The 23,750-nt window shown below is 71.9% G+C and carries 17 protein-coding genes; 14 read left to right on the forward strand and 3 right to left on the reverse strand.

The window, feature by feature from the left end; genetic code table 11:
* The first annotated feature begins 476 nt into the window (after positions 1–476).
* The 7 genes from ACZ7MG_RS31620 to ACZ7MG_RS31650 all read left to right on the forward strand — a co-directional run bounded on the left by ACZ7MG_RS31620 (position 477) and on the right by ACZ7MG_RS31650 (position 11,583).
* Positions 477–1,457 (forward strand): hypothetical protein, encoded by a 981-nt coding sequence (locus ACZ7MG_RS31620; protein WP_471946281.1) that lies wholly within the window; start codon positions 477–479, stop codon positions 1,455–1,457.
* Between the two features lie 383 nt (positions 1,458–1,840).
* Positions 1,841–6,109: a HAMP domain-containing protein gene (locus ACZ7MG_RS31625; protein ID WP_471381321.1), complete on the forward strand. Its 4,269-nt coding sequence runs from the start codon at positions 1,841–1,843 to the stop codon at positions 6,107–6,109.
* Positions 6,106–8,484 (forward strand): SpoIIE family protein phosphatase, encoded by a 2,379-nt coding sequence (locus ACZ7MG_RS31630; protein ID WP_471381323.1) that lies wholly within the window; start codon positions 6,106–6,108, stop codon positions 8,482–8,484. Before ACZ7MG_RS31625 ends, ACZ7MG_RS31630 begins: the two co-directional genes overlap by 4 nt.
* 44 nt (positions 8,485–8,528) lie before the next feature.
* Complete coding sequence (locus ACZ7MG_RS31635) at positions 8,529–9,650, forward strand: lipid II:glycine glycyltransferase FemX (RefSeq protein ID WP_471381325.1); 1,122 nt, start codon at positions 8,529–8,531, stop codon at positions 9,648–9,650.
* Positions 9,651–9,831: 181 nt separating this feature from the next.
* Entirely contained in the window at positions 9,832–10,218 is a 387-nt protein-coding gene (locus tag ACZ7MG_RS31640; RefSeq protein ID WP_471381326.1) for an ATP-binding protein, read from the forward strand.
* Positions 10,219–10,294: 76 nt separating this feature from the next.
* Entirely contained in the window at positions 10,295–10,657 is a 363-nt protein-coding gene (locus ACZ7MG_RS31645) for an STAS domain-containing protein (protein WP_471381328.1), read from the forward strand.
* A complete protein-coding gene (locus ACZ7MG_RS31650; protein WP_471381330.1) occupies positions 10,654–11,583 on the forward strand; it encodes an anti-sigma factor RsbA family regulatory protein in 930 nt (309 codons plus the stop codon). The genes ACZ7MG_RS31645 and ACZ7MG_RS31650 overlap by 4 nt, the downstream gene beginning before the upstream one ends.
* Before the next feature lie 84 nt (positions 11,584–11,667).
* On the opposite strand, the gene ACZ7MG_RS31655 is transcribed toward ACZ7MG_RS31650, so the two are convergent.
* Positions 11,668–12,408 carry a restriction endonuclease gene (locus ACZ7MG_RS31655; protein ID WP_471381332.1) on the reverse strand — a complete coding sequence of 247 codons (741 nt, stop codon included), beginning with the start codon at positions 12,406–12,408 and terminating at the stop codon, positions 11,668–11,670.
* 180 nt (positions 12,409–12,588) lie between these two features.
* Here ACZ7MG_RS31655 and glyA point away from each other — a divergent pair, with 180 nt between their 5' ends.
* From glyA to ACZ7MG_RS31685, 6 genes are all read left to right on the forward strand, one after another.
* Complete coding sequence (gene glyA / locus ACZ7MG_RS31660; protein WP_471381333.1) at positions 12,589–13,932, forward strand: serine hydroxymethyltransferase; 1,344 nt, start codon at positions 12,589–12,591, stop codon at positions 13,930–13,932.
* Positions 13,929–15,149 carry a sarcosine oxidase subunit beta family protein gene (locus ACZ7MG_RS31665; RefSeq protein WP_471381335.1) on the forward strand — a complete coding sequence of 407 codons (1,221 nt, stop codon included), beginning with the start codon at positions 13,929–13,931 and terminating at the stop codon, positions 15,147–15,149. The genes glyA and ACZ7MG_RS31665 overlap by 4 nt, the downstream gene beginning before the upstream one ends.
* 17 nt (positions 15,150–15,166) lie before the next feature.
* Positions 15,167–15,463, forward strand: coding sequence for a sarcosine oxidase subunit delta (locus ACZ7MG_RS31670; RefSeq protein ID WP_471381336.1), 297 nt, complete (start codon positions 15,167–15,169; stop codon positions 15,461–15,463).
* On the forward strand, positions 15,460–18,372 hold the full coding sequence (locus tag ACZ7MG_RS31675) for a sarcosine oxidase subunit alpha family protein (protein ID WP_471381339.1): 2,913 nt from the start codon (positions 15,460–15,462) through the stop codon (positions 18,370–18,372). Before ACZ7MG_RS31670 ends, ACZ7MG_RS31675 begins: the two co-directional genes overlap by 4 nt.
* Positions 18,365–19,006, forward strand: coding sequence for a sarcosine oxidase subunit gamma (locus ACZ7MG_RS31680; RefSeq protein WP_471381341.1), 642 nt, complete (start codon positions 18,365–18,367; stop codon positions 19,004–19,006). Before ACZ7MG_RS31675 ends, ACZ7MG_RS31680 begins: the two co-directional genes overlap by 8 nt.
* 108 nt (positions 19,007–19,114) lie before the next feature.
* Positions 19,115–20,248 (forward strand): beta propeller repeat protein, encoded by a 1,134-nt coding sequence (locus ACZ7MG_RS31685; RefSeq protein WP_471381343.1) that lies wholly within the window; start codon positions 19,115–19,117, stop codon positions 20,246–20,248.
* 15 nt (positions 20,249–20,263) lie between these two features.
* Here the strand turns inward: ACZ7MG_RS31685 and ACZ7MG_RS31690 are convergent, their stop codons facing one another.
* Complete coding sequence (locus tag ACZ7MG_RS31690) at positions 20,264–20,923, reverse strand: hypothetical protein (RefSeq protein ID WP_471381345.1); 660 nt, start codon at positions 20,921–20,923, stop codon at positions 20,264–20,266.
* A gap of 73 nt (positions 20,924–20,996) precedes the next feature.
* On the opposite strand from ACZ7MG_RS31690, the gene ACZ7MG_RS31695 reads away from it, so the two are divergent.
* On the forward strand, positions 20,997–22,145 hold the full coding sequence (locus ACZ7MG_RS31695) for an ABC transporter substrate-binding protein (protein ID WP_471381747.1): 1,149 nt from the start codon (positions 20,997–20,999) through the stop codon (positions 22,143–22,145).
* Between the two features lie 160 nt (positions 22,146–22,305).
* Here the strand turns inward: ACZ7MG_RS31695 and ACZ7MG_RS31700 are convergent, their stop codons facing one another.
* Positions 22,306–23,646 (reverse strand): FAD-dependent oxidoreductase, encoded by a 1,341-nt coding sequence (locus ACZ7MG_RS31700; RefSeq protein ID WP_471381347.1) that lies wholly within the window; start codon positions 23,644–23,646, stop codon positions 22,306–22,308.
* Positions 23,647–23,750 lie beyond the last annotated feature (104 nt).

The raw sequence follows: 23,750 nt of genomic DNA on the forward strand, positions 1-23,750 counted from the left end.
CCTATCCGGGTCCCGCACCCGAGCAGCGTCGGCCCTGTCCGGGGCCCATACCCGAGCAGTGTCGGCCCTGCCCGAATCCGGAATCCGGTGAGCCCCGCTCCTCTCCGGGGCAGGCACTCGATGAGCCCCGCATCTCTCCCGGTTCCGCACTCGATGAGCCCCACCCCTATCCGGGTCCCGCACCCGACCGGCATCGGCCCTATCCGGGTCCCGCACCCGAGCAGCGTCGGCCCTGTCCGGGGCCCATACCCGAGCAGTGTCGGCCCTGCCCGAATCCGGAATCCGGTGAGCCCCACACTTCTCCGGGGCAGGCACTCGATGAGCCCCGCATCTTTCCCGGTTCCGCACTCGATGAGCCCCGCCGCTACCCACACCCCGCACCCGAGGAGCCCCGGCCGCAGCCGGGCCGCGCTCCCGGACAGGGCGGCGTCGGGCGCGAGTTCGTCGACGAGGCGGCGGCGCTCGCTTGGGGTGATGTGGAGGCGGCGAATCTGCTCTTCCTGGCGGGTTCCGCCCCGCACGGGCCGCTGGGGACGACCCGCACCCTGGACCTGATCCACTCGCTGTTCCCCTATCTGCACGACCGCGGCCGGGTGCGGGACCTCGAACGGCTGACCCGGCACGCCGTCGCCCTCGCCCGGTCCAGCGGCAACACCGCGTCCGAAGCGCGGGCGTTGGGCCACCTCGCGTCCGCGCACTACTCGGCCGGACACGTGCGCCAGGCGCTGCTCCTCGTGGACGAGGCCGCCGAACTCAGCGAACACCTCGGGGACGACGTGGCCCGCATGCGGCACCTCGGCAACCGGGCCGCGCTGCTCAGGGAGCTCGGCCGGGACGCCGACGCACGCGCCACCCTGGCCCGCTGCCTCGCCCTGCGCCCCGGCCCCCTGACCACCGCCGAGGAAGCGATCCTCGCCGGGCACCAGGGATACGTCGCCGAACTCACCGACCCGCGCGCGGCCCTGGCGTACCACCGGCGCAGCCAGGGGCTCGCCCGGGAGGCCGGGAGCGCCGTGATCGAGCAGGTCGCCCTCTGCAACACGGGCCGCACCCAGCTGGCCCTCGGCGAACCCGCCCGCGCGCTGCGCAGCTTCGACGAGGCGCTGCGCGTCATGGCGTCCGGCGCGGCCCACTGGAACGCGGAGCGGGAGACCCGCCTCGGCCGCGCCCAGGCCCTGCGGGCGCTGGGCCGCCTCGCACCGGCCCGCGAGGCGTGCGGGACGCTGCTGCGGGAGACCACCGAACGCGGTGACTCCTACGGGCGGGGTCTCGCCGAGTACGAGTACGGACACGTCCTGCGGGCGCTCGGCGACGAACGGGAGGCCATGACCCGGTGGCAGGGCGCGCTGACCGCCCTGGACGGCACGGACGCGCCGATCCTCACCGAACTGCGTGCCCTGACGGAGGCATCGGACCGCCGGGGAACACCGGGAAGCGGGCCGCCGCCGACGGCCTGAGAGCCGCCCGCGACGGCAACGGGGAAGGCGACGGGGAAGGCGACGGGGAAGGTGACGGCCAGGGTCTCGGAACCGTCTCCCGAGAACCTCCCGAGAACCTCTCGAACCGCCTCAAGAACCCTCCCGTAACCCCCTCAAGAACCTTCCCGAGTGCCCCTCCTCCGGCCGGTTATTCCACCTCGGGCGGTATCTTTTCGGGGCGGCCGCGATCTCCGCAGCGGGCTTTGGTTGTCGGACGACAACTGCGTTAACCTTCACCGGATTTTCTCATCCGGTCGTTCCGTGAACTGCGGAAACGCGGGCGGTGAGCGGGCCGTTCGCGGCCCGGCGCGGGTTCCGAGTCCTCGGCGCGGGGGCTCTTGGGGAGCGGAACGAGGGTGCGCATGAGCAGCAGGACGATCGAGGCCGCCGACCGGGCCCCGGGTGAGCAGGAGCTACGGCAGCTGCTGGCCGGACTGACCGCCGTACGGGACGGGGATTTCGGCACCCGGCTGCCCTCCGACGGGGAGGGCCTGCTCGGCGACATCGCCACCGTCTTCAACGGCATGGTCGACCAACTGTCCGTGTTCACCTCGGAAGTGACCCGGGTGGCGCGCGAGGTGGGCACCGAGGGCACCCTCGGCGGTCAGGCCGAGGTGCCGGGCGTCTCGGGCACCTGGGCCGACCTGACCGACTCGGTCAACGCCATGGCGGGCAATCTGACCACCCAGGTGCGGGACATCGCGCAGGTGGCGACCGCCGTCGCCCGGGGCGATCTGTCGCAGAAGATCGATGTGCCCGCGCGGGGCGAGATCCTTCAGCTGAAGGAGACCGTCAACACGATGGTCGACCAGCTCTCCGCGTTCGCCGACGAGGTGACCCGCGTCGCCCGCGAGGTCGGCAGCGAGGGCCGGCTCGGCGGCCAGGCCCAGGTGCCGGGCGTCGGCGGCGTCTGGCGGGACCTGACCGATTCGGTCAACTTCATGGCGGGGAACCTCACTTCCCAGGTCCGCAATGTCGCCCAGGTGACCACGGCGGTGGCGCAGGGTGATCTGTCGCAGAAGATCACCGTGGACGCGCGGGGTGAGATTCTGGAGTTGAAGAACACCATCAACACGATGGTGGATCAGTTGTCGGGGTTCGCCGACGAGGTCACGCGCGTCGCGCGCGAGGTCGGCACCGAGGGGCGGCTCGGCGGTCAGGCGGATGTGCAGGGGGTGAAGGGCACCTGGCGCGATCTCACCGACTCCGTGAACTTCATGGCGGGCAATCTCACCGCGCAGGTCCGCAATGTCGCGCAGGTGGCCACGGCGGTGGCGCAGGGTGATCTGTCGCAGAAGATCACCGTGGATGCGCGGGGTGAGATCCTGGAGTTGAAGAACACCATCAACACGATGGTGGATCAGTTGTCGGGGTTCGCCGACGAGGTCACCCGCGTCGCGCGCGAGGTCGGCACGGAAGGGAATCTCGGCGGACAGGCCATCGTCCGGGGCGCGTCCGGCACCTGGAAGGATCTGACCGACAACGTCAACGTGATGGCGTCGAACCTGACCGGCCAGGTCCGCTCGATCGCCCAGGTCGCCACCGCCGTCGCACGCGGCGACCTCTCCCAGAAGATCACCGTCGAGGCCAAGGGCGAGGTCGCGGCCCTCGCGGACGTCATCAACACCATGGTCGACACGCTCTCCGCGTTCGCCGACGAGGTGACCCGGGTCGCCCGAGAGGTCGGCACCGAAGGACGCCTCGGGGGCCAGGCCCATGTGCCCAACGTCGCGGGCACCTGGAAGGACCTCACCGACAACGTCAACTCGATGGCCAACAACCTCACCGGCCAGGTCCGCAACATCGCCCTGGTGACCACGGCCGTCGCGGGCGGTGACCTGTCGAAGAAGATCGACGTCGACGCCCGCGGCGAGATCCTGGAGCTGAAGACCACCATCAACACGATGGTCGACCAACTGTCGTCGTTCGCCGCCGAGGTCACCCGCGTAGCCCGCGAGGTCGGCAGCGAGGGCCGGCTCGGCGGACAGGCCGAGGTGGAGGGCGTCGAGGGCACCTGGAAACGGCTCACGGAGAACGTCAACGAACTCGCCGGGAACCTCACCCGCCAGGTCCGCGCGATCGCCGAGGTCACGAGCGCCGTCGCCGAAGGCGACCTGACCCGCTCCATCACCGTCGTCGCCTCCGGCGAGGTCGCCGAACTCAAGGACAACATCAACTCCATGGTGGAGTCCCTGCGGGAGACCACCCGGGCCAACCAGGAACAGGACTGGCTGAAGACCAACCTCGCCCGGATCTCCGGCCTGATGCAGGGCCACCGCGAACTGCCCGTCGTCGCCGAACTCATCATGGACGAGCTGACACCGCTGGCCTCCGCACAGTACGGCGCCTTCTACCTCGCCGAGGACACCGAGCGCGGCCCCGAACTGCGGCTCGTGGGCTCGTACGGCTATCCCGACGACACCGACCGGCCGCACCGCATCCCCGTCGGCCGCTCCCTGGTCGGGCAGGCCGCGCGCAACCGCCGTCCCATCACCGTGGAGGAGCTGCCTTCGGGCTATGTGACCATCTCCTCCGGCCTCGGCCAGGCCGTGCCCAGCGCCCTGATCGTGCTGCCCATCGTGGTCGAGGACCAGGTCCTCGGCGTCATCGAACTGGGCTCCGTCACCCCCTTCACCCAGATCCACCAGGACTTCCTCGCCCAGCTGATGCCGTCCATCGGCGTCAACCTCAACACCATCGTGGCCAACGCCCGCACCGACGAGCTGCTCGGTGAGTCCCAGCGGCTCACCGCCGAACTCCAGGCCCGTTCCGAGGAGTTGCAGGTCCAGCAGGACGAACTCCAGCGCTCCAACGCCGAACTGGAGGAGAAGGCCTCCCTGCTGGCCTCGCAGAACAGCGACATCGAGGCCAAGAACCTGGAGATCGAACAGGCCCGGCAGGAACTGGAGACCCGCGCCCAGCAGCTGGCGCTGGCGTCCAAGTACAAGTCGGAGTTCCTGGCCAACATGAGCCACGAGCTGCGCACCCCGCTCAACAGCCTTCTGATCCTCGCCCAGTTGCTCGCCCAGAACCCCTCGCGCAACCTCACGCCCAAACAGGTCGAGTACGCGGGCATCATCCACTCGGCGGGCTCCGACCTGCTCCAGCTGATCAACGACATCCTCGACCTGTCCAAGGTCGAGGCGGGCAAGATGGAGGTAGCCCCCGAACGGGTCCCGCTGCGCAAGCTCCTCGAATACGTCGAGGCCACGTTCCGGCCGATGACGACCCAGAAGAGCCTGGACTTCACGGTGGCCACCGCGCCGGGCACCCCCGCCGACCTGCTCACCGACGACTCCCGGCTGCGGCAGATCCTGCGCAACCTGCTGTCGAACGCGGTGAAGTTCACCGAGCAGGGCGGCGTCGCCCTGCGCATCGAACCCGCCGTGGACCGGGAGATCCCCGTGGGCGTCCTCCGCGGCGGGCCCGTCGTGGCCTTCCGGGTGAAGGACACCGGTATCGGCATCCCCCAGCAGCAGCTGGAGACGATCTTCGGCGCGTTCCAGCAGGCGGACGGCACCACCAGCCGCAAGTACGGCGGCACCGGCCTCGGCCTGTCCATCACCCGGGAGATCGCCCATCTCCTCGGCGGCGCCGTCACCGTCGACAGCACCCCCGGCCAGGGCAGCACCTTCACCCTCTACCTCCCCGTGGCCCGCGCCGACTTCGAGGACCTGCTCGACGGCGACGGCCGGGCGGGGGAGCACCCCCACTCCGGCGGCCGTGAACTCCCGGCGGCCGCACGGCCGGACACCGGCCCCCCCACGGTGCCCGAGCAGCGCCGGCGGCGGCTGCTCGTCGTCGAGGACCGTCCGCGCGGACTGCTGACCCTCGTCGCCGAACGCGCCGTCGCCGACCTCGCCTCCGACGGCGACCCGCTCGGGGCCATCGACATCATCACGGCCATCGGGGCGCAGGAGGCGGCGAGCACCCTGGCCGCCGAACCCTGCCACTGCGTCGTCCTCGAACTGGGCATGCCCGACGACGAGGGCGCACGCCTGCTGGAGGCCATGGAGGGCGACTCCGCGCTGGCCAGCGTGCCCGTCCTCGTGCACACCGGCCACCGCGTGGACCTGGCGCACGAACGGACGCTGCGCTCCCGGGCCGACGGCCGCCCCCTGGACTTCCTGTCCAGCCTGGACGAACTGCGCGAACGGATCACCCTGCACCTGTCCGCCGAGGAGCCGGGCGACGTACTGTCCCTGGTCCGCGCCGAGGAGTCCCAGCGCCCGGCCGCACAGATCGTCGACGGCGCCTTCGCCGGCCGCAAGGTGCTCGTGGTCGACGACGACGCGCGCAACCTCTTCGCCCTCAGCGGGATGCTGGAACTCCACGGCTTCCACGTCCTGCACGCCGAGAACGGCCGCAAGGGCATCGAGATGCTGCTCGCCCACCCGGACATCTGCCTGGTCCTGATGGACGTGATGATGCCGGAGATGGACGGCTACACCGCCACCGCCGAGATCCGCGCGATGCCCCAGTACACCGAGCTGCCCATCATCGCCGTCACCGCGAAAGCCATGCCCGGCGACCAGGAGAAGAGCCTCGCGTCAGGCGCCAACGACTACGTCACCAAGCCCGTCGACACCAACGACCTCATCGGCCGCGTCCGCCGCTGGCTCTCCGCATGACGGGCCGTCACCCCGCGGAGAGTGAGGGCCCCACCCCCGTCGGCCGACTCGCGGCGACCGTCGAGCGGCTGCGCCGCGAGGTGCAGGCTGCCCAGGCGGAAGCGGACGGGCGCGCCCTGATCGAACTGGCCAAGGGCATCCTCGTCGAACGGCTCGGCTGCGGGCCCGCCCAGGCGGCCCGCCAACTCGCCGAACTGACCGAGCAGGCGGGCGCGACCCCCCTCGAATTCGCCGTCGAGGTCATCAACCAGGCCGCCCGCGACCGGCTCTCCGAGGTCACCACCGCCTTCCTCGCCCTCACGGCCGCCCGCGCCGACGCCGGCGACCCGCCACCGGGGAGCGACTCCCCGGCCGTACGGCTGCGGACCGCCGAGAGCGCGGCGCTGGCCGCGCACGACGCCCAGGCCGTCGCCGACTCCCTGCTGGAACACGCCCTGACGCCGCTCGGCGCGGAAGCCGTGGCCATCTGGGCGCTCGGCGCCGACGGCTCCCTCACCCTGGCGGGCAGCGCCGGATTCTCCACCGCGGAAGCCGACCGCTGGCGGTATGTGCCGCCCGGCGTGGTGACCGTGGCCCGCCACGGACTCGGCGAGCGGACGGGCCACTGGATCGGCTGCCTGTCGGAGACCGGCCTGCCCTCCATCGGGCGGCACCACCACCCCGACGGCGGCCGGGTCGCCGTCCCCGCCGGCACCGGCGGCCGGATCCACGGCGTACTGGAGATCGTCTGGCCCGTACCGCTGGAGACCCAGCCCCCGCAGATCGTCCGCCAGATCGAGGCGCTGGCCGAACTGTGCGCGCACACGCTGGAGACCTACGTCCCGCACCACCCCGACGGGGACGGGCGGCCCGGGATCCTGCCGGACGTCGCCGAGCTGATCGACCTGGCCGACGGCCTGCACGACCCCGCGCTGGTGCTCGTCCCGCACCTGGACAGCGCCGGGGAACTCGCCGACTTCCGTATCCACCACGTCAACAGCCGCTTCCTCGACCCGGCCGGCCGGCCGCGCGGCGTCGTCAACGGGGCGCTGCTCCTGGAGACGTACCCGATGGCCGCGGGCGAGAGCGAACTGTTCGAGCAGGTCGAACGCGTCTACGCCACGGGTGAGGCGTTCCGGGCCCGCCGGATGCGGCTCACCTCCCTCGTGGAGGACGTCCCGCTGGCGGCCGTCGCCGACATCAACATCAGCCGCCACGGCGGCAGCGTGCTGCTGATCTGGCGGATAGAGGACGAGACCGCCCGGCTCGCGAGCCTGCTCCAGCACGCGCAGCGCCTCGGCCGTATCGGCGGCTTCGAGGAGAACCTCGTCACCGGCGAGATCACCTGGAACGGCCAGCTCTACAGCCTGTACGGCAAGCCCGCCGTCAGCGGCCCGGTCCCGCTGGAGGACCTGCCCGCCCACGCCCACCCCGACGACGCCGTCGCCATCGGCAGGTTCCTGCGCACCCTGCTGCACCACCGCCGCCCCGCGTCCGCGGCCTTCCGGCTCCAGCGGCCCGACGGAGTGACCCGGCACATCCGCGTGGTCGCCGAGCCGGTCCTCGACTCCGACGGCAGGCTGTCCGCCGTCCGGGGCGCCTACCAGGACATCTCCGCCCACCACTGGACCGAGGTCGCCCTCGCCGCCACCCGCGACCAACTCGCCCACACCGAGCAGCAGGCGAGCGAACGCGACCGGCTCACCCTCCAGCTCCAGCACGCGATCATGCCCCCGGCGCAGGCCCCGCTGGAGGCCCCCGGGCTGCGGGTGGCCGTGCGCTACCGGCCCGCGGAGACCCAGCACCTGGTGGGCGGCGACTGGTACGACGCGGTCGTGCTGCCGTCCGGGCTGGTGCTGCTGTGCGTGGGGGACGTCGCCGGACACGGTATCGAGGCGGCCACCAGCATGGTCGTCCTGCGCAACGCGTTGCGCGGGCTCGCCGTGACCGGCGCCGGCCCGGGGCAACTGCTGTCCTGGCTCAACATGGTGGCCCACCACCTCACCGGCTCCGTCACCGCGACAGCCGTCTGCGGCCTGTACGACCCCACCCGGCACACCCTGCGCTGGGCCAGGGCCGGCCACCTCCCACCCGTCCTGGTACGCGTCGGCGAGGCCACGTCCCTGCCCTTGATCAAGGGGCTCCTGCTGGGCGCCCTGCCCGAGGCGGCGTACGAGGAACACGAACTCCAACTGGCCGTCGACGACACCCTCCTGATGTACACCGACGGCCTCATCGAACGCCGCGACCGCTCCATGGAGGAGTCCCTCGCCCAGCTCCTCACCGCCGCCCGCACCGTCCCTCCCACCCTCGACCAACAGCTCGACCGCCTCCTCACCCACAGCAGATCCGACACGGACGACGACACGTGCCTGGTGGGGGTGCGGGTGGCTTAATGACTCCGGGAGTGAGCCTTGGGTCGAGCAGAGGAGCATTGCGCATGAGCTTTCGCCTGAAGGCGATCACCCGGGAGGAGCATCTGGGCTTCGTCTCGGCCCAGGCCTCGGTGAGTCATATGCAGGTTCCCGCATGGGGCGACGTGAAGCCGGACTGGCGGGCGGAGAGCCTGGGGTGGTTCGACGAGGGCGACCGCCTCGTCGGTGCGGGGTTGGTACTGCTGCGGCCGTTGCCGAAGCTGCGGCGGTACCTCGCCTATCTGCCCGAGGGCCCTGTCATCGACTGGGCCGACCCCGACATCGAGCGGTGGCTTCGGCCGATGCTCGCGTACCTGAAGGCGCAGGGGGCCTTCTCGGTGAAGATGGGGCCTCCCGTGGTCACCCGCCGCTGGAGCGCCGAGGCGGTGAAGGCCGCGATCGCCGATCCGCATGCCAGGAAGCTGGGCGAGGTGGAGGCCACCGCGAGCGAGCCGGGGGCCCTCGACCTCGCCGACCGGCTGCGCCGGACGGGCTGGCAGCGGACCGAGCCCGGTGGTGAGGACGGCTTCGCCGCGGGGCAGCCGCGCTATGTGTTCCAGGTGTCCTTCGCCGGGCGGACGCTGGAGGAGATCCACGGCGACCTCAACCAGCAGTGGCGGCGCAACGTGAAGAAGGCGGAGAAGGCCGGCGTCAAGGTGGTGCAGGGCGGCTACGACGACCTGCCCGCCTTCCACGAGATCTACGTCGAGACCGCTGAACGGGACAGGTTCATCCCCCGCCCCCTGGCCTACTTCCAGCGCATGTGGACCGCCCTGCGGGCCGAGGACGACGACCGGATGCGCCTCTACCTCGCCCATCACGAGGGCGAGGTGCTCGCCGCCGCCACGATGCTCACCGTCGGCGAGCACGTCTGGTACTCCTACGGCGCCTCGACCGGCCGCAGGCGCGAGGTCCAGCCGAACAACGCCATCCAGTGGCGGATGATGTCCGACGCCCACGAACTCGGGGCGAGCGTCTACGACTTCCGCGGCATCACCGACACCCTGGAGGAGGACAACCACCTGCTGGGACTGCTCCGGTTCAAGGTCGGCACCGGCGGCCGGGCGGTGGAATATCTCGGCGAGTGGGACTACCCGCTCAACAAGGTGCTGCACAGGGCCCTCGCCCTCTACATGTCCCGGCGCTGAGACCGCGCGGCCTCCCGCACGTCTGCCGGTCCGCGTCGCGGGCACACGGTGGGTACGAGGAAATCGAGGGGGAACGGACGACAGGACGGGGAAGTCGGTGGCGATCAAGGCGATGGGATGGGCGCACTCGTTTCCCGTGACGGGTGGGGTGCGGGCCGGACGGCGGTGGACACGACGGCAGTTGGAGTCGCTGCCCTGGACGGCCGCCGAGCCCCAGACGGTGGACGCCGTCGTGCTGGCGGTGTCCGAACTGCTCACAAACGCGCATGTGCACGCGCACAGCGACGCGCGTCTGATCCTCACCTGGGACGGCGTCTGCCTCCATGTGAGCGTGCACGACGAGGATCCGACCCTGCCGCGCCAGCGTCACCCGCAGGCGGGCGAGGTCTCCGGGCGTGGGGTGGGGATCGTGCGGATGCTCGCCGACGAGCTGGAGATGAAGGGGCAACGGCACGGCAAGACGGTGTCGGCGTGCTTCCGTCCGGCCGCTACCGGACGTGCGGCCGATGCCAAACGTGAGGCCGATGCCAAACGTGAGGCCGGTCCCGAACGACCCGACGGTGACTGACCCGACGGTGACTGAGGGTCTCGTGCGGGCAGGCGATACGATGACGTCCGATGGCGGGTGAGGCGGGGAGGGGACCGTGGATGTCTCGCACGGCGTGGGGCGGACGGCCCCTGCGGCGTCGGCGCTCGGTGGGGCGGTGCTGGAGATCCGTCCCTTGTCCGGCCGCCCCGGCTTCCGTGCCGCCGGCGAGATCGACGTGAGCACCCGCTCCCGCTGGCAACGGGGACTGGAGGAACTGGCGAGCGCCCACAGAGACGTCTCCTTCGTGGAGTTGTCCGATCTGAGGTCCATCGACGTGGGCGGCGCGGCGGCGCTGGCGGTCACCGCGCAGCACCTCGGCACCGGCCGTATCGTCGTGGACCGTCCGCCGCCGGAACTGCCGCGCATCCTGGGCATGTTCTGGCCCGGCCTGACGACGATCGAGGTGGCGGGGCGATGAGTACGGCCACCGGGTGTGAACCCTTTGTGCATCCCGCGCTGTTCTACCGGGGCGACGAGCAGTACCGGGCGGGCACGGTTCCCTTCCTCGCGGAGGGACTGGCCGCCGGTGAGGCCGTCGCGGTCGCCGTCCCCGGCCCCCGCCTCGAACTGATCAGGGCCGCGCTGGGAGCGGACGCCGCCGGGGTCGAGTTCCTCGACATGACCCGGGTCGGCCGCAACCCGGGGCGGATCATCCCCGGTGTGCTGCGGGCCTTCGCCGACGCCCACCCGGCCGGGCGGGTGAGGATCATCGGGGAACCGATCTGGGCCGGCCGGTCCGCCGTGGAGTACCCGGCGTGCGTCCAGCACGAGGCCCTCATCAACGCGGCCTTCCAGGGCCGGGAGGTGACGATCCTCTGCCCGTACGACGCGGACGGCCTGGCGCCGGAGGTGCTCGCCGACGCCCTTGCCACCCACCCCGTCGTCATCGACACCGGCGTCGAACGGGTCAGCGACGCCTACGATCCCGACCACGTCGTCGCCCGCTACAACCAGCCCCTCGCCCACCCGCCCGGGGCCGCCTCCCTGCCGTTCGACGCGCAGGCGCTGCCGTCGGCCCGCGCGTTCGCGGTGCGGGAGGCCGGGCGGCTCGGGCTCGCCGAGGACCGGATGCAGGATCTGACGCTGGCGGTGGCGGAGCTGACCACCAACAGCGTGGTGCACGGCGGTGGTTCGGGCACGCTGCGGATCTGGGCGGAGGGCGAGCAGGTCGTCTGCGAGGTCCACGACCGCGGCCGGCTGACCGACCCGCTGGCCGGCCGCCGCCCACCGGCCCGCGACCAGCTGGGCGGCCGCGGCCTGCTGCTCGTCCACTACGTCACCGACCTCGTACGCCTCCACACCACCGACGACGACACCACCGTCCGCTTCTACCTCCCCCTCTGAACACTCGCTCGGCTCGCCGGCACGGGGCAGGCGGACGGGGCTTTCGCAAGGGGAGCCGCACGCCCGCGACCGGTGCCCGCTTCGCTACCGCGCAGGACAGTCACCAGGGGTGGCCACCCAGGGGCCGGGACCGGTGCCGTCCGTCCACGCCCGGAGGGCTTCGCCGTCCACGCACACGATCCCGCACCGGTCGGCGTACTCCGCGGCCGGCGCGGTGAACTCGCTCGTGGTGACCAGCACGGCGACATCGGCCTCGTGCACGGTGAAGCACGTGCCGCCGAAGCGCTGCAGATCCTGGGAGCCGACCCGGTGCGAGTCGTCGTACCGCTTGCACTGGATGACGACCCGGCCCCCGTCAGGGGCCAGGGCCACGACGTCGGCGCCCAGGTCCCCGGCCCCTCCCACGACATCGACGGCGGAGCAGCCGTCGCGTTCGCACAGGGCGGCGATCGCCTCCTCGAACTCCCCGGGTGTCAGGGTGCCGTAGTCGACGGTGGCTTCGGCGGCCGGGCGCGGACGGGGGAGCGTGGCGGCTTCCAGCTCGTCGGCCGCTTCCCTGGCCGCCTCGTCGAGCGCCGCCGTGGCCCGGCGGACCGCTCTCGCCACATGTAAACGCCGCCCCAGGCCCGCACAGGCCGCGACACCCACCACGACCAGGACGAACACCCAGGCGGGGCGCCGCTCGACAGCACCGGCCACGGTGTGGGCCGCGAAGCCCAGGACACCCACGACCACGGCGAGGCAGACGAAGAACAGGGCGGTCGCGCGGAGGTCGAAACCGGGCCTGCGGTGCGCTGGCGGTGTGCGACGTACGGGTGCGGTCACGCGGTGTCTCCTCAGGGGATCGACGGAAAGATCGTTTCCACCGTGTGCCCCAAGATCGTGACCTTTCACCAGACACACGTCCCCCTTGACCTGTCGGGCAAGCTCCCATACCTTACCGCTGAGGTTGATATATCAGTAGTTCATTAGCGTTTGTCAGTCGGATCCCAGAAGGGTGTGCAGATGGCAACCACCCCGCCCACCACCACGGTCGCCCCCTCCCTCTCCCTCCCGCTCGGCACGCTCGACCCGGAGATCGCCACCGCGGTCGACGCCGAGCTGCGCCGCCAGCGGTCCACGCTCGAAATGATCGCCTCGGAGAACTTCGCCCCGGCCGCGGTCATGGAGGCCCAGGGCTCGGTCCTGACCAACAAGTACGCCGAGGGCTACCCGGGCCGCCGCTACTACGGCGGCTGCGAGCACGTCGACGCCGTCGAGCGGCTGGCCATCGACCGGGTGAAGGACCTCTTCGGCGCCGAGGCCGCGAACGTACAGCCGCACTCGGGCGCCCAGGCCAACGCCGCCGCGATGTTCGCGCTGCTGGACCCCGGCGACACGATTCTCGGCCTCGACCTCGCGCACGGCGGCCATCTGACCCACGGCATGCGCGTCAACTACTCCGGCAGGCTCTACGACGTCGTGCCGTACCACGTGCGCGAGTCCGACCTGCGCGTCGACATGGACGAGGTCGAGCGACTCGCGCTCGCCCACCGGCCGAAGATGATCGTCGCGGGCTGGTCCGCCTACCCCCGGCGACTGGACTTCGCCGAGTTCCGGCGGATCGCCGACGCGGTCGGCGCGTATCTGCTGGTGGACATGGCCCACTTCGCCGGGCTGGTGGCCGCGGGCCTCCACCCGAACCCCGTGCCCTACGCCGACGTCGTCACGACCACCACCCACAAGACCCTCGGCGGCCCGCGCGGCGGGGTGATTCTCAGCCGCGCCGCACTCGCCAAGAAGATCAACTCGGCGGTCTTCCCCGGCCAGCAGGGCGGACCGCTGGAGCATGTCATCGCGGCCAAGGCGGTCGCCTTCAAGATGGCGGCGAGCCCCGACTTCAAGGAGCGCCAGCAGCGCACCCTGAACGGCGCCCGCATCCTCGCCGGACGGCTGCTGGCCGACGACGTCGCCGAGGCCGGGATCACCGTGCTGACCGGCGGCACCGAGGTCCATCTGGTCCTCGTCGACCTGCGCGGGTCCGCGCTCGACGGGAAACAGGCCGAGGACCGGCTGCACCGCGTCGGCATCACCGTCAACCGCAACGCGGTGCCCTTCGACCCGCGCCCGCCGATGGTCTCCTCCGGCCTGCGGATCGGTACGCCCGCCCTGGCCACCCGGGGCTTCGGCGACGCGGAGTTCCGCGAGGTCGCCGACATCATCGCCCAGGCCCTGAAGGAGGAGGAACTCGGCGACGAGCGCGCGGGCCTGCTGCGCGACCGGGTCGGGAAACTCGCCTCCGCCTTCCCTCTCTACTCCCACCTCTCGCACCTGTCCCGCCCGCCCCATCTGAACGGAGACGCGGCATGACCAGCACCGCGCTGCCGGAGCACCCGGACTGGCTGTGGCGCAACCCCGAGCCGCGCTCCTCGTACGACGTCGTCATCGTCGGCGCGGGCGGCCACGGCCTGGCCACCGCCTACTACCTCGCCAAGAACCACGGCATCACCAATATCGCCGTCCTGGAGAAGGGGTGGCTGGCGGGCGGCAACATGGCCCGCAACACCACGATCATCCGCTCCAACTACCTGTGGGACGAGAGCGCGGCGATCTACGAGTACGCGCTCAAGCTGTGGGAGCGGCTGCCCGAGGAGCTGGACTACGACTTCCTGTTCAGCCAGCGCGGTGTCCTCAACCTCGCGCACACCCTCCAGGACGTCCGCGAGGGTGTACGCCGGGTCAACGCCAACCGCCTCAACGGCGTCGACGCCGAATGGCTCGAACCGGACGAGGTCGCCAAGGTCTGCCCCATCCTCAACCTCTCCTCCCGCACCCGGTACCCGGTCCTCGGCGGCACCTACCAGCCGCGGGCCGGCATCGCCAAGCACGACCACGTCGCCTGGGCGCTGGCCCGCCGCGCCGACGAGATGGGCGTGGACCTGATCCAGGGCTGCGAGGTCACCGGCTTCCTCAAGGACGGCGACCGGGTCGTGGGCGTCGACACCAACCGGGGCCGTATCCACGCGGGCGCGGTCGGTCTCGCCGCCGCCGGGCACAGCAGCGTGCTGGCCGAGCGGGCGGGCGTACGGCTGCCGGTGCAGTCGCATCCGCTGCAGGCGCTGGTCTCCGAACTGCACGAGCCGGTGCACCCCACGGTCGTCATGTCGAACCACGTGCACGTCTACGTCTCCCAGGCCCACAAGGGCGAACTGGTGATGGGCGCGGGCGTCGACGCCTACAACGGCTACGGGCAGCGCGGCTCGTTCCATGTGATCGAGCAGCAGATGGCCGCCGCCGTCGAACTGTTCCCCGTGTTCGCCCGCGCGCATGTGCTGCGGACCTGGGGCGGCATCGTCGACGTCAGCCCCGACGCCTCCCCGATCATCGGCACCACCCCGGTCGAGAACCTGTACGTCAACTGCGGCTGGGGGACCGGCGGTTTCAAGGCCACCCCGGCCGCCGGCTGGGCCTTCGCGCACACCATCGCCACCGGTGAACCGCATCCGCTGAACGCCCCCTTCGTGCTGGAACGCTTCGCGACGGGCGCCCTGATCGACGAACACGGCGCCGCGGCCGTGGCCCACTGACGGACGAGGAGAACACCGTGCTGCTGATCACCTGCCCATGGTGCGGGCCGCGGGACGAGACCGAGTACCACTACGGCGGCCAGGCCCACGTCCCCTACCCCGAGAACCCCGCCGACCTCACCGACGAGCAGTGGGCCGAGTACGTCTTCTACCGCGACAACCCCAAGGGCCCCTTCGCCGAGCGGTGGATGCACGGCACCGGCTGCCGCCGCTGGTTCAACGTGCTGCGCGACACCGTCAGTTACGAGGTCCTGTCCACCTACCGGCTCGACGAGCCCCGCCCCGAACTGCCCCAGGCCGGAGGGAACCGATGACCGACCAGCACTTCCGGCTCCGGCAGGGCGGACGCGTCGACCACGACACCGTGCTGCGCTTCACCGTCGACGGACGGGAACTGACCGGCCACCCCGGCGACACCGTCGCCTCGGCGATGCTCGCGAACGGCGTCGTCGAGGTCGCCCCGTCGCTCTACCGGGGCCGCCCGCGCGGCATCGTCGCCGCGGGTGTCGAGGAGCCCAACGCCCTTCTGCAGCTGGGCGGTTCCTGCTCGGAGGGCATGCTCCCGGCCACCACCGTGGAGCTGTACGACGGCCTGTCCGCCACCACGCTCTCCGGGATGGGCCGCCTCGACCCGACCCCGGACCCCGCCGTCTACGACAAGAAGTTCGTCCACACCGACGTCCTGGTCGTCGGCGCGGGACCGGCCGGACTCGCCGCCGCTGCCGCCGCCGCGGGCTCCGGCGCCCGGGTGATCCTCGTCGACGACCAGCCCGAGCCCGGCGGCTCCCTGCTCTCCGGACGCACCGAACGGGTCGGCGGGCAGAGCGCTCTGGAGTGGGTCGCCGAAGTGCGCGCGGCCCTCGACGCGGCGCCCGAAGCCGTGGTCCTGCACCGCACCACGGCCTTCGGTTCGTACGACGACAACTACCTGCTGGCCCTCCAGCGGCGCACCGACCACCTCGGCTCCGACGCCCCCGAGCCGTCCTCGGGCGTCTCGCGCCAGCGGCTGTGGCACATCCGCGCCCGCCAGGTGGTCCTGGCGACCGGCGCGCACGAACGCCCGCTGGTCTTCGCCGGCAACGACCGCCCCGGCGTGCTGCTCGCCGCCGCCGTGCGCTCCTACCTCAACCGGTACGCCGTGGCCCCGGGCTCACGCGCCGTAGTGAGCACGACCAACGACAGCGCCTACGACACCGTCGCCGACCTCCACGCCGCCGGCGTCGACATCGCCACCGTCGTGGACGCGCGCCCCGAACTGTCCCACCGCGCCGCCGAGATCGCCGTGGCGACCGGGGTACGGGTGCTGACGGGCAGCACGGTGGTCGACACCCGGGGGGACGTCCGGCTCACGGGCGTCACCGTCCAGGGCCTCGACGCGGACGGACTGCTCACCGGTCAGGCCGAGTCGTTCGACTGCGATCTGCTCGCCGTCTCCGGCGGCTGGAGCCCGGTCGTGCATCTGCACAGCCAGCGCCAGGGCAAGCTGCGCTGGGACGCCGACCTGGTCGCCTTCGTCCCCGACGGCACCGTCCGGGACCAGCGGGTCGTGGGCGCGGCGCGCGGGACGTACGGCCTCGACGGCTGCCTGGCCGAGGGGGCGCACGCGGGCGCGCGGGCCGCCACGGACGCCGGGTTCCCGGTGCCGGTGCCCACGCTCGCGCCCGAGGAGACGCGGGGCGAGGAGACGCGGGCCGAGGAGACGCGGGCCGAGGTGGTGCGCGCCCTGTGGCTGGTGCCGGGCCCCGACGGCGAACCCGGCGGTTGGGACACCCACTTCGTCGACCTGCAGCGCGATGTCACCGTCGCCGACGTGTGGCGCTCGACCGGCGCGGGCATGCGCGGTGTCGAGCACGTCAAGCGCTACACCTCGCTCGGCACCGCCAACGACCAGGGCAAGACCTCCGGTGTCAACGCGATCGGGGTGATCGCCGAGGCCCTCGGCGGTTCACTGGGAGAGATCGGCACGACCGCCTATCGGGCGCCCTACGCACCGGTGGCCTTCGCCGCCCTCGCCGGACGGGAGCGCGGCGACCTGTTCGACCCCGAGCGGACCACGTCGATCCACGGCTGGCATGTCGCGCAGGGCGCGGAGTTCGAGGACGTCGGGCAGTGGAAGCGGCCCTGGTACTACCCCCGGGCCGGTGAGGACATGGACACCGCCGTGGCCCGCGAGTGCCGGGCGGCCCGGGAGGGGGTGGCGTTCATGGATGCCTCCACCCTCGGCAAGATCGAGATCTGGGGCGCGGACGCGGGCGAGTTCCTCAACCGGATCTACACCAACGCCTTCAAGAAGCTCAAGCCGGGCCTCGCCCGCTACGGCGTCATGTGCAAGCCCGACGGCATGATCTTCGACGACGGTGTGACCCTGCGCCTCGACGACGACCGCTACTTCATGACCACGACGACCGGCGGTGCCGCGAACGTCCTGGACTGGCTGGAGGAGTGGCTGCAGACCGAGTGGCCAGAACTCGACGTCCACTGCACCTCGGTGACCGAGCAGTGGGCGACCATCGCGGTCGTCGGCCCGCGGTCGCGCGAGGTCGTGGCCCATCTGGCCCCGGACGTCGACCTGTCGAACGACGCCTTCCCGTTCATGTCCTTCCGCGAGACCACCCTCGCCTCCGGCGTCCCCGCCCGGATCTGCCGGATCTCCTTCTCCGGCGAACTCGCCTACGAGATCAACGTCTCGGCCTGGTACGGCCTGGCGGTCTGGGAGGAGGTGTACGCGATCGGCCGGCCGTACGACATCACCCCGTACGGCACCGAGACCATGCACGTCCTGCGGGCCGAGAAGGGGTACATCATCGTCGGGCAGGACACCGACGGCACCGTCACCCCGCAGGACGCGGGGATGTCCTGGGTGGTGTCGAAGCAGAAGGAGTTCATCGGGAAGCGGTCTTTCGCCCGCGCCGACACCTCCCGCACCGACCGCAAGCAACTGGTCGGCCTGCTGCCGGCCGACCGTACGACCCGGCTGCCGGAAGGCACCCAACTGGTCGCGCCGGACGTCTCCTTGGAGACCGTGCCGGTCCCGATGCTCGGCCACGTCACCTCCAGTTACCACAGTCCGGCCCTCGGCCGCCCCTTCGCCCTTGCCCTCGTCGCCGACGGGCGGGCCAGGATCGGCGAGACCCTTCTCGCCCCGGTGGGCGAGCGACTGGTGCCGGTCGAGGTGGCCGACTTCGTCCTCTACGACCCCGAAGGGACCAAGCGAGATGGCTGAGCCGATGATCGACACGAGCGGGAGCGCGGGGACGGGCCCGGTGGCCCTGCGCAGCAGTCCGCTGGCCCATCTGGAGGAGCGGATGCGGGCCGCCGCCGTCACCGGCGCCCGAGGCGTCGAGCTGACCGAGTGGCCGTGTCTCACCATGGTGAATGTCCGGGTCGACCCCGAGTCCGAGGCGGCCGACCGGATCGCGAAGACCCTGGGCGCGCCGCTCCCGGCGCGGTGCGGGCAGACCACCACCTCGGGCACCCGTACGGTCCTGTGGCTCGGACCCGACGAGTGGCTCGTGCTCTCCCACACCGAAGCGGCCACCGTGGCCGCCGAGTTGAGGGAGGCACTCGCGGACGCCCCGGGCTCGGTCGTCGACATCTCGGCCAACCGCACCACCCTGGAGCTGACCGGCCCGGCCGCCCGCGAGGTCCTGGAGAAGGGCTGCCCGCTCGACCTCCACCCCCGGGCCTTCGCTCCCGGTCAGGCGGTGTCCACCACGGTCGGACCCGTCGCCGTCCTGCTCTGGCAGGTCGACGACACCCCGACGTACCGCCTCTTCCCCCGCTCCTCGTTCGCCGACCACCTGGCCCGCTGGCTCATCGACGCGATGAGCGAGTACGGCGGGCAGCCTTACGTATGACGCCCCTGCGACTGGCATGATCTGCCGCACAGTTCGAAGGGCCCGGGGCGTGCGAGCTGCCGCCAGGCCGGTCGGCGCTCCGGGGCACGATGCGGCAATGAGGTGGCTATGGGGTGGCTGAGAGGGCGGGGGCGGCGGGCGGCCGGGCTCGTCGCGGGCGCGGTGGTGATGGCGGTGGCGTTGAGCGGCTGCGGCCAGAGCGCCTCCGCCGAGAAGGGCTCCGCCGAGAAAGGCCCCGAGAGCCGTGAGGCGAAGTACAAGCGGGTCATCGAGGAGGCCCGCCCGAGTCCCGCCGACGTCATCGAGATGGCCGGCGCACCGACCGGCGTGACCCGCGCGGACGACGGCTCGCTCCTGCTGACGTACGACGCCGGCAACGTCGAGGACGACGAGGGGCCGGCCGCCACCGCCTGGCGGATCATCGGCCCCGACGGCCGTACGGTCGCCGAGCACGCGGAACACGCGAACGCGGAGGATGTGCGGGCCGCGTACAAGGCGGTGCCCGGCGGCTTCGTGCGCCTGCCGCCGGAGGAGGGGACCGGCCTCGACGAACGCGGCAAGCGGCACGAGGTCGTCGTCGCCGAGACCCCGTCGCGTGTCCGGGCCGGTGACCTCATGTTCTCCGAACGCGAACCGGCCCTCGTCTACCGCCCCGCCACGCGCACCCTCGCGCCCCCGGCCGATGTCTCCGACGACTCCGTCGGCCTCGCCGTCGACGAGCGGGGCACGGTCTGGAGCCTGGAGCAGCCCCTCAGCGACGAGCCCAACCGTGTCGTCTGGCGGCGCGACGGGCGCACCCTCGGCTCCAAGGCCGTCCCGAAGGAGTACTCGGGCGACGGTCTCACCGCACGGGACGGCACCGTGGCGCTGTCCCTGGCCACCGACGAAGGCGTGCGCGGCCTGCTGGTGACGACGGACGACGGCGCGTCCTGGAGCACGGTCGTCGACGGCGGCATTCCCTGGGACAGCCTGAACCTTGGTTCCGACCTGCTGATCCTGGAGGTGCTCGCGGACGGACGGCTGCTCGTCGGTGAGGAAGGCGGCCGCTACTGGCTCGCCGACGACCCCACCGACAAGACCTTCCACGAGTTCGAGACGCCGGCGCCCTTCACGTCGTTGACCGTCGAGGGCACCACGCTCTACGGCATCGCCGACGCGACGACATCGACGTACGACCTCGTGAAGGGCGAGGGGCTGTGGATCTCGGAGGACGGCGGTCAGACCTGGGAACGCCACGAGTAGCGCGGAGAGCTCCGGTCACCCCGGGTGGGGCAACGCCCGGTTCAGGCCCGCGAGTTCCAGCGCCCGGGTCATGGCGGGCCGGTCCAGCTCTCGCCAGTCGGGCTCGTTGACGAGGGAGATCACGAGGGCCGGGGACAGCCGGTAGGTCTCGGCGTGGCCGAGCAGGGTCTCGGCGTCGTGGGTCGGCATGGCGCCGTGGTCCTCGTCGGCGACGGTCCTCAGCACGTCCTTCCGGTCGACGAAGCGGCTCATTCCGCAGTCGAGGCCGTCGTCGTCCAGGGACGTCGGATACGGGGCCCGGGCCCAGGCGCCGTTCTCGTACCAGTAGACGCAGCCCAGTTGACTGCCGCTCAGCAGGTCCCGCAGCTGCTCGTGGGGAAGCCAGTCGGGGGCGCCCGCGAACATGTCGACCGGCGGCTCGTGCCACTTGACGCCGCTCGACTCGTCCTCGCCGAAGAGCACATACCGGCCCTCGCCCCGCCGGGCGAAGCCCCACCAGGTGCAGCCGGAGTCGTCCAGATGGAGCCCCTCGTCGTCCACCCAGGTTCCGTTGCGGTGATGACCCTCCCGCTCGTCCGCCGTGGTGGCCTCCAGTACGGCGACGAGCGCCCAGCGCGCCCACAGCACCTCCGCAGACGGCAAGTCCCCGGGCAGGCCAGGTCGGTTGATGGTCATGCCTTGTCCTCCGGGCTCCCCGCCGATCATGATCGACGCAAGGCTCTCACGGACACGGAGGCCCATGGGCAGAATGTGTGCCATGGTCACCGACGCGAGCCCGCCCCAGCGGGACGAGACGAACGCCCACCGCGGGACCGAGGCGGCCGACCGGTCGCCCGTCCGGATCGGCGCCCTCGCGCCGTTGACCCGGCCCGGCTGGGTCGAGGCGGGTCAACACCTGCTCGCCGGGCTGGAGTTGGCCGTGCGCGATGTCAACGGCAGCGGTGGGATCGGTGGCAGGCCGGTCGAGCTGGTGGTCCGGGACACCGCCGCGGATCCCCAGAAGGCCGCGGCGGCCGTGGACGAGCTGTCCCGGCTCGGTGTGGTCGCGTTGGCGGGGGAGTACCACAGCGTCGTCGCGCGAGCCGCCGCCACGCAGGCCGACGCCCTCGGGCTGCCGTACCTCTGCTCGTCGGCGGTGCTCGACGCGCTCACCGAGCAGCCGACGGAATGGGTCGCGCGCCTCTCCCCGCCGCAGTCCCGGGGCTGGCGGACCTACGCCGACTTCCTCCTCGGCGCGGGCCACAGCCGTATCGCGGTGGCGACCCAGCCGAGCGTCTACTGGGCCGCCGGGACCCGCATCCTGCGTGACCACCTCACCCCGCGCGGCGCCACCGTCATCGAACTCGACATGAGCGCGCTCGCGCCCGCGGCGGTGTGCGACGCACTCGTCGAGCAGCGCGCGACGGCGCTCCTCCTTCTGGTCGGTCACCCGGAATCTGCCGTGCCGATCGTCGAGTCCGTCCGCCGCGACCGACGCCTCGCGGAGGTCATGCTCGGTGCTCCGGCCGGGCAGCCGGAGTTCGACTCCTGGGCGACGTCGCTGGGTGAACTCGGTGCCGGGATCCCGTTCCTGCGCTACCTGCCCGAGCGCCTCAGCCCCCTCGGCGCACGCGTGGAGAAGACGCTGGGCGAGCGGCTGGGCACAGCGCCCTCCTTCGTCGCCTTCGAGGGCTACGACACGGTCGCCGTCCTCGCCGAGGCACTGCGTGGGTACGGCACGGACCCGGCGCGTGTCGCCGAGTCCTGGCCGCGCGCCGCGGTCGACGGCACGCGCGGGCGGATCCGGTTCTCCCGCACACCGGGCATCGGCGTCTGGCAGTGGGCCGGCCCGCCGATCCAGGTCGTCGACCGCGATCCGGCGCGACCCGACCGCTTCCGGGTCCTGCACACCGGCTGAGGGCGGCGAGGTCGTCAGCTCAGCGGCATGACCTTGCGGAAGGCGGTGACCGCCAGGGCCGCGACCGCGACGTGCATTGACTCAAACATGATCCTGGCCGGACATGCTTGAAAGTTCAAGTGATGCTCCGGGCCTGTCTGCGGGTGGCCTTGCGGGGCCCCTACTCTGCCGCCGTTTCGGTCGCCGTCTCGGTCGCCGTGAGGCCGAAGACGAGGGCCGACGCGATGCCGCCGGCGTACGCCCGGTGCCACAGGCCGCCGGTGTCCGAGCCGGCGGCGAGGAGCCCTGCGACGGGGTGTCCGTCCTCGCCCAGGACGCGGGCCCGGTCGTCGACGCGCACCCCGTGGAACGGGAAGGTGATGGCGGGCACCGCCTCGATGACGTAGTAGGGCGGCTGGTCGAGCGGTGCCCGGTCCAGCAGCCGGTCCGGTGTCAGGGCCCGGCCCGCTGCCGCCCTCGCGTTGAACTCGGCGACGGCCGCGTGGACGGCCGGTCCGTCGTAGCCCCATTCCTCGGGCAGGTGGTCGAGCTCGTCGAGGCTCTCCGCGAAGCCGGTCCGCCCGCCCCGCTTGGTGGCCAGCGCGAACTTGTCGACGGCGACCGCGCCCTCCACGTACGACCCCACCACCCAGTCGCGGAAGACGCGCGCGTCGGCGATGAGCAGCCCTCGGCTCTCGGGCTGCTCCAGCAGCGCCATCGTCGTGAGGTGGTCGCCCAGTGTCTCGTCGGTGAACCGCTCGCCGCGCAGGTTGAGCAGCAGTGCGTGCTCGCTGTAGTAGAGCGACAGGTCGACGAAGTCGGACGGGTCCGCGAACGGGACGCCGCGCGGGACGAGATGACCGTAGAAGCCGGCCCCGGTGTGCCCGGTCGCCGCTCCGGCGGAGGCTGCCAGGCGGTATCCGGCGCCGCGGCTGTGCGGGTTGGAGCGCAGGTCCATGCGGTCGGCGTGGGGATGGACGAACTTGTTGCGGAGCTCTACGTCGCCCTGGAAGCCGCCTGTGGCCAGCAGGGTGGAGGTGGCGCGTACGACGCGTCGCGTCCCGTCGGCCGTGATCAGCTCCGCCCCGGTCACGGTCCCGTCCTCCAGCAGGAGCCGTTCGGCGTCGGTGTTCGTCAGGACCTCGCGCCCCGCCGCGACGACGATACGGCGGCAGGTGTCCACGTAGTGGTTCGTGTCGAACTGGTGCCCGCGGCCGAAGCCGAGGACGGTCTGAGCGTCCTTGACGTCGACCCCCGTGCTCCTGATCCAGGCGATGCCGTCCGCGAAGCGGTCCACGAGGGCGCGTTTGAGGGAGGTCTCGCCGTGCGGGTTGTGCCGCTCCATGACCTCGTGGCTCGGCGCGGTCCAGGCGTACCCGGCGTAGCGTGCGGACCCGCCGACGTCGTCGCCGATCTCGGTGACCACGACGGACAGCCCCTCCCGCGCGGCCCTCGCACCCGCGGTCAGCCCCGCCATCCCCGCCCCGATGACGAGCAGATCGACCACCTGTTCATCCGACATCCGCACCCAGCCCCTTCCCTGCGCCTGAGATGACTTCATGTCGTGCCGAGGCGGCCGTACGCAGGTCGCTTGCTCTAGCAGGTCTACCAGGTTGCCTGATGGTG

Source organism: Streptomyces sp. NPDC107538, assembly GCF_055657445.1.

Bases quoted from the DNA above. Each gene is read 5' to 3' on its own strand.
- ACZ7MG_RS31625 (WP_471381321.1), top strand. From the start codon at position 1,841: ATGAGCAGCAGGACGATCGAGGCCGCCGACCGGGCCCCGGGTGAGCAG.
- ACZ7MG_RS31630 (WP_471381323.1), top strand. From the start codon at position 6,106: ATGACGGGCCGTCACCCCGCGGAGAGTGAGGGCCCCACCCCCGTCGGC.
- ACZ7MG_RS31635 (WP_471381325.1), top strand. From the start codon at position 8,529: ATGAGCTTTCGCCTGAAGGCGATCACCCGGGAGGAGCATCTGGGCTTC.
- ACZ7MG_RS31650 (WP_471381330.1), top strand. From the start codon at position 10,654: ATGAGTACGGCCACCGGGTGTGAACCCTTTGTGCATCCCGCGCTGTTC.
- glyA (WP_471381333.1), top strand. From the start codon at position 12,589: ATGGCAACCACCCCGCCCACCACCACGGTCGCCCCCTCCCTCTCCCTC.
- ACZ7MG_RS31665 (WP_471381335.1), top strand. From the start codon at position 13,929: ATGACCAGCACCGCGCTGCCGGAGCACCCGGACTGGCTGTGGCGCAAC.
- ACZ7MG_RS31675 (WP_471381339.1), top strand. From the start codon at position 15,460: ATGACCGACCAGCACTTCCGGCTCCGGCAGGGCGGACGCGTCGACCAC.
- ACZ7MG_RS31680 (WP_471381341.1), top strand. From the start codon at position 18,365: ATGGCTGAGCCGATGATCGACACGAGCGGGAGCGCGGGGACGGGCCCG.
- ACZ7MG_RS31685 (WP_471381343.1), top strand. From the start codon at position 19,115: ATGGGGTGGCTGAGAGGGCGGGGGCGGCGGGCGGCCGGGCTCGTCGCG.
- ACZ7MG_RS31690 (WP_471381345.1), bottom strand. From the start codon at position 20,923: ATGACCATCAACCGACCTGGCCTGCCCGGGGACTTGCCGTCTGCGGAG.
- ACZ7MG_RS31695 (WP_471381747.1), top strand. From the start codon at position 20,997: ATGTGTGCCATGGTCACCGACGCGAGCCCGCCCCAGCGGGACGAGACG.
- ACZ7MG_RS31700 (WP_471381347.1), bottom strand. From the start codon at position 23,646: ATGTCGGATGAACAGGTGGTCGATCTGCTCGTCATCGGGGCGGGGATG.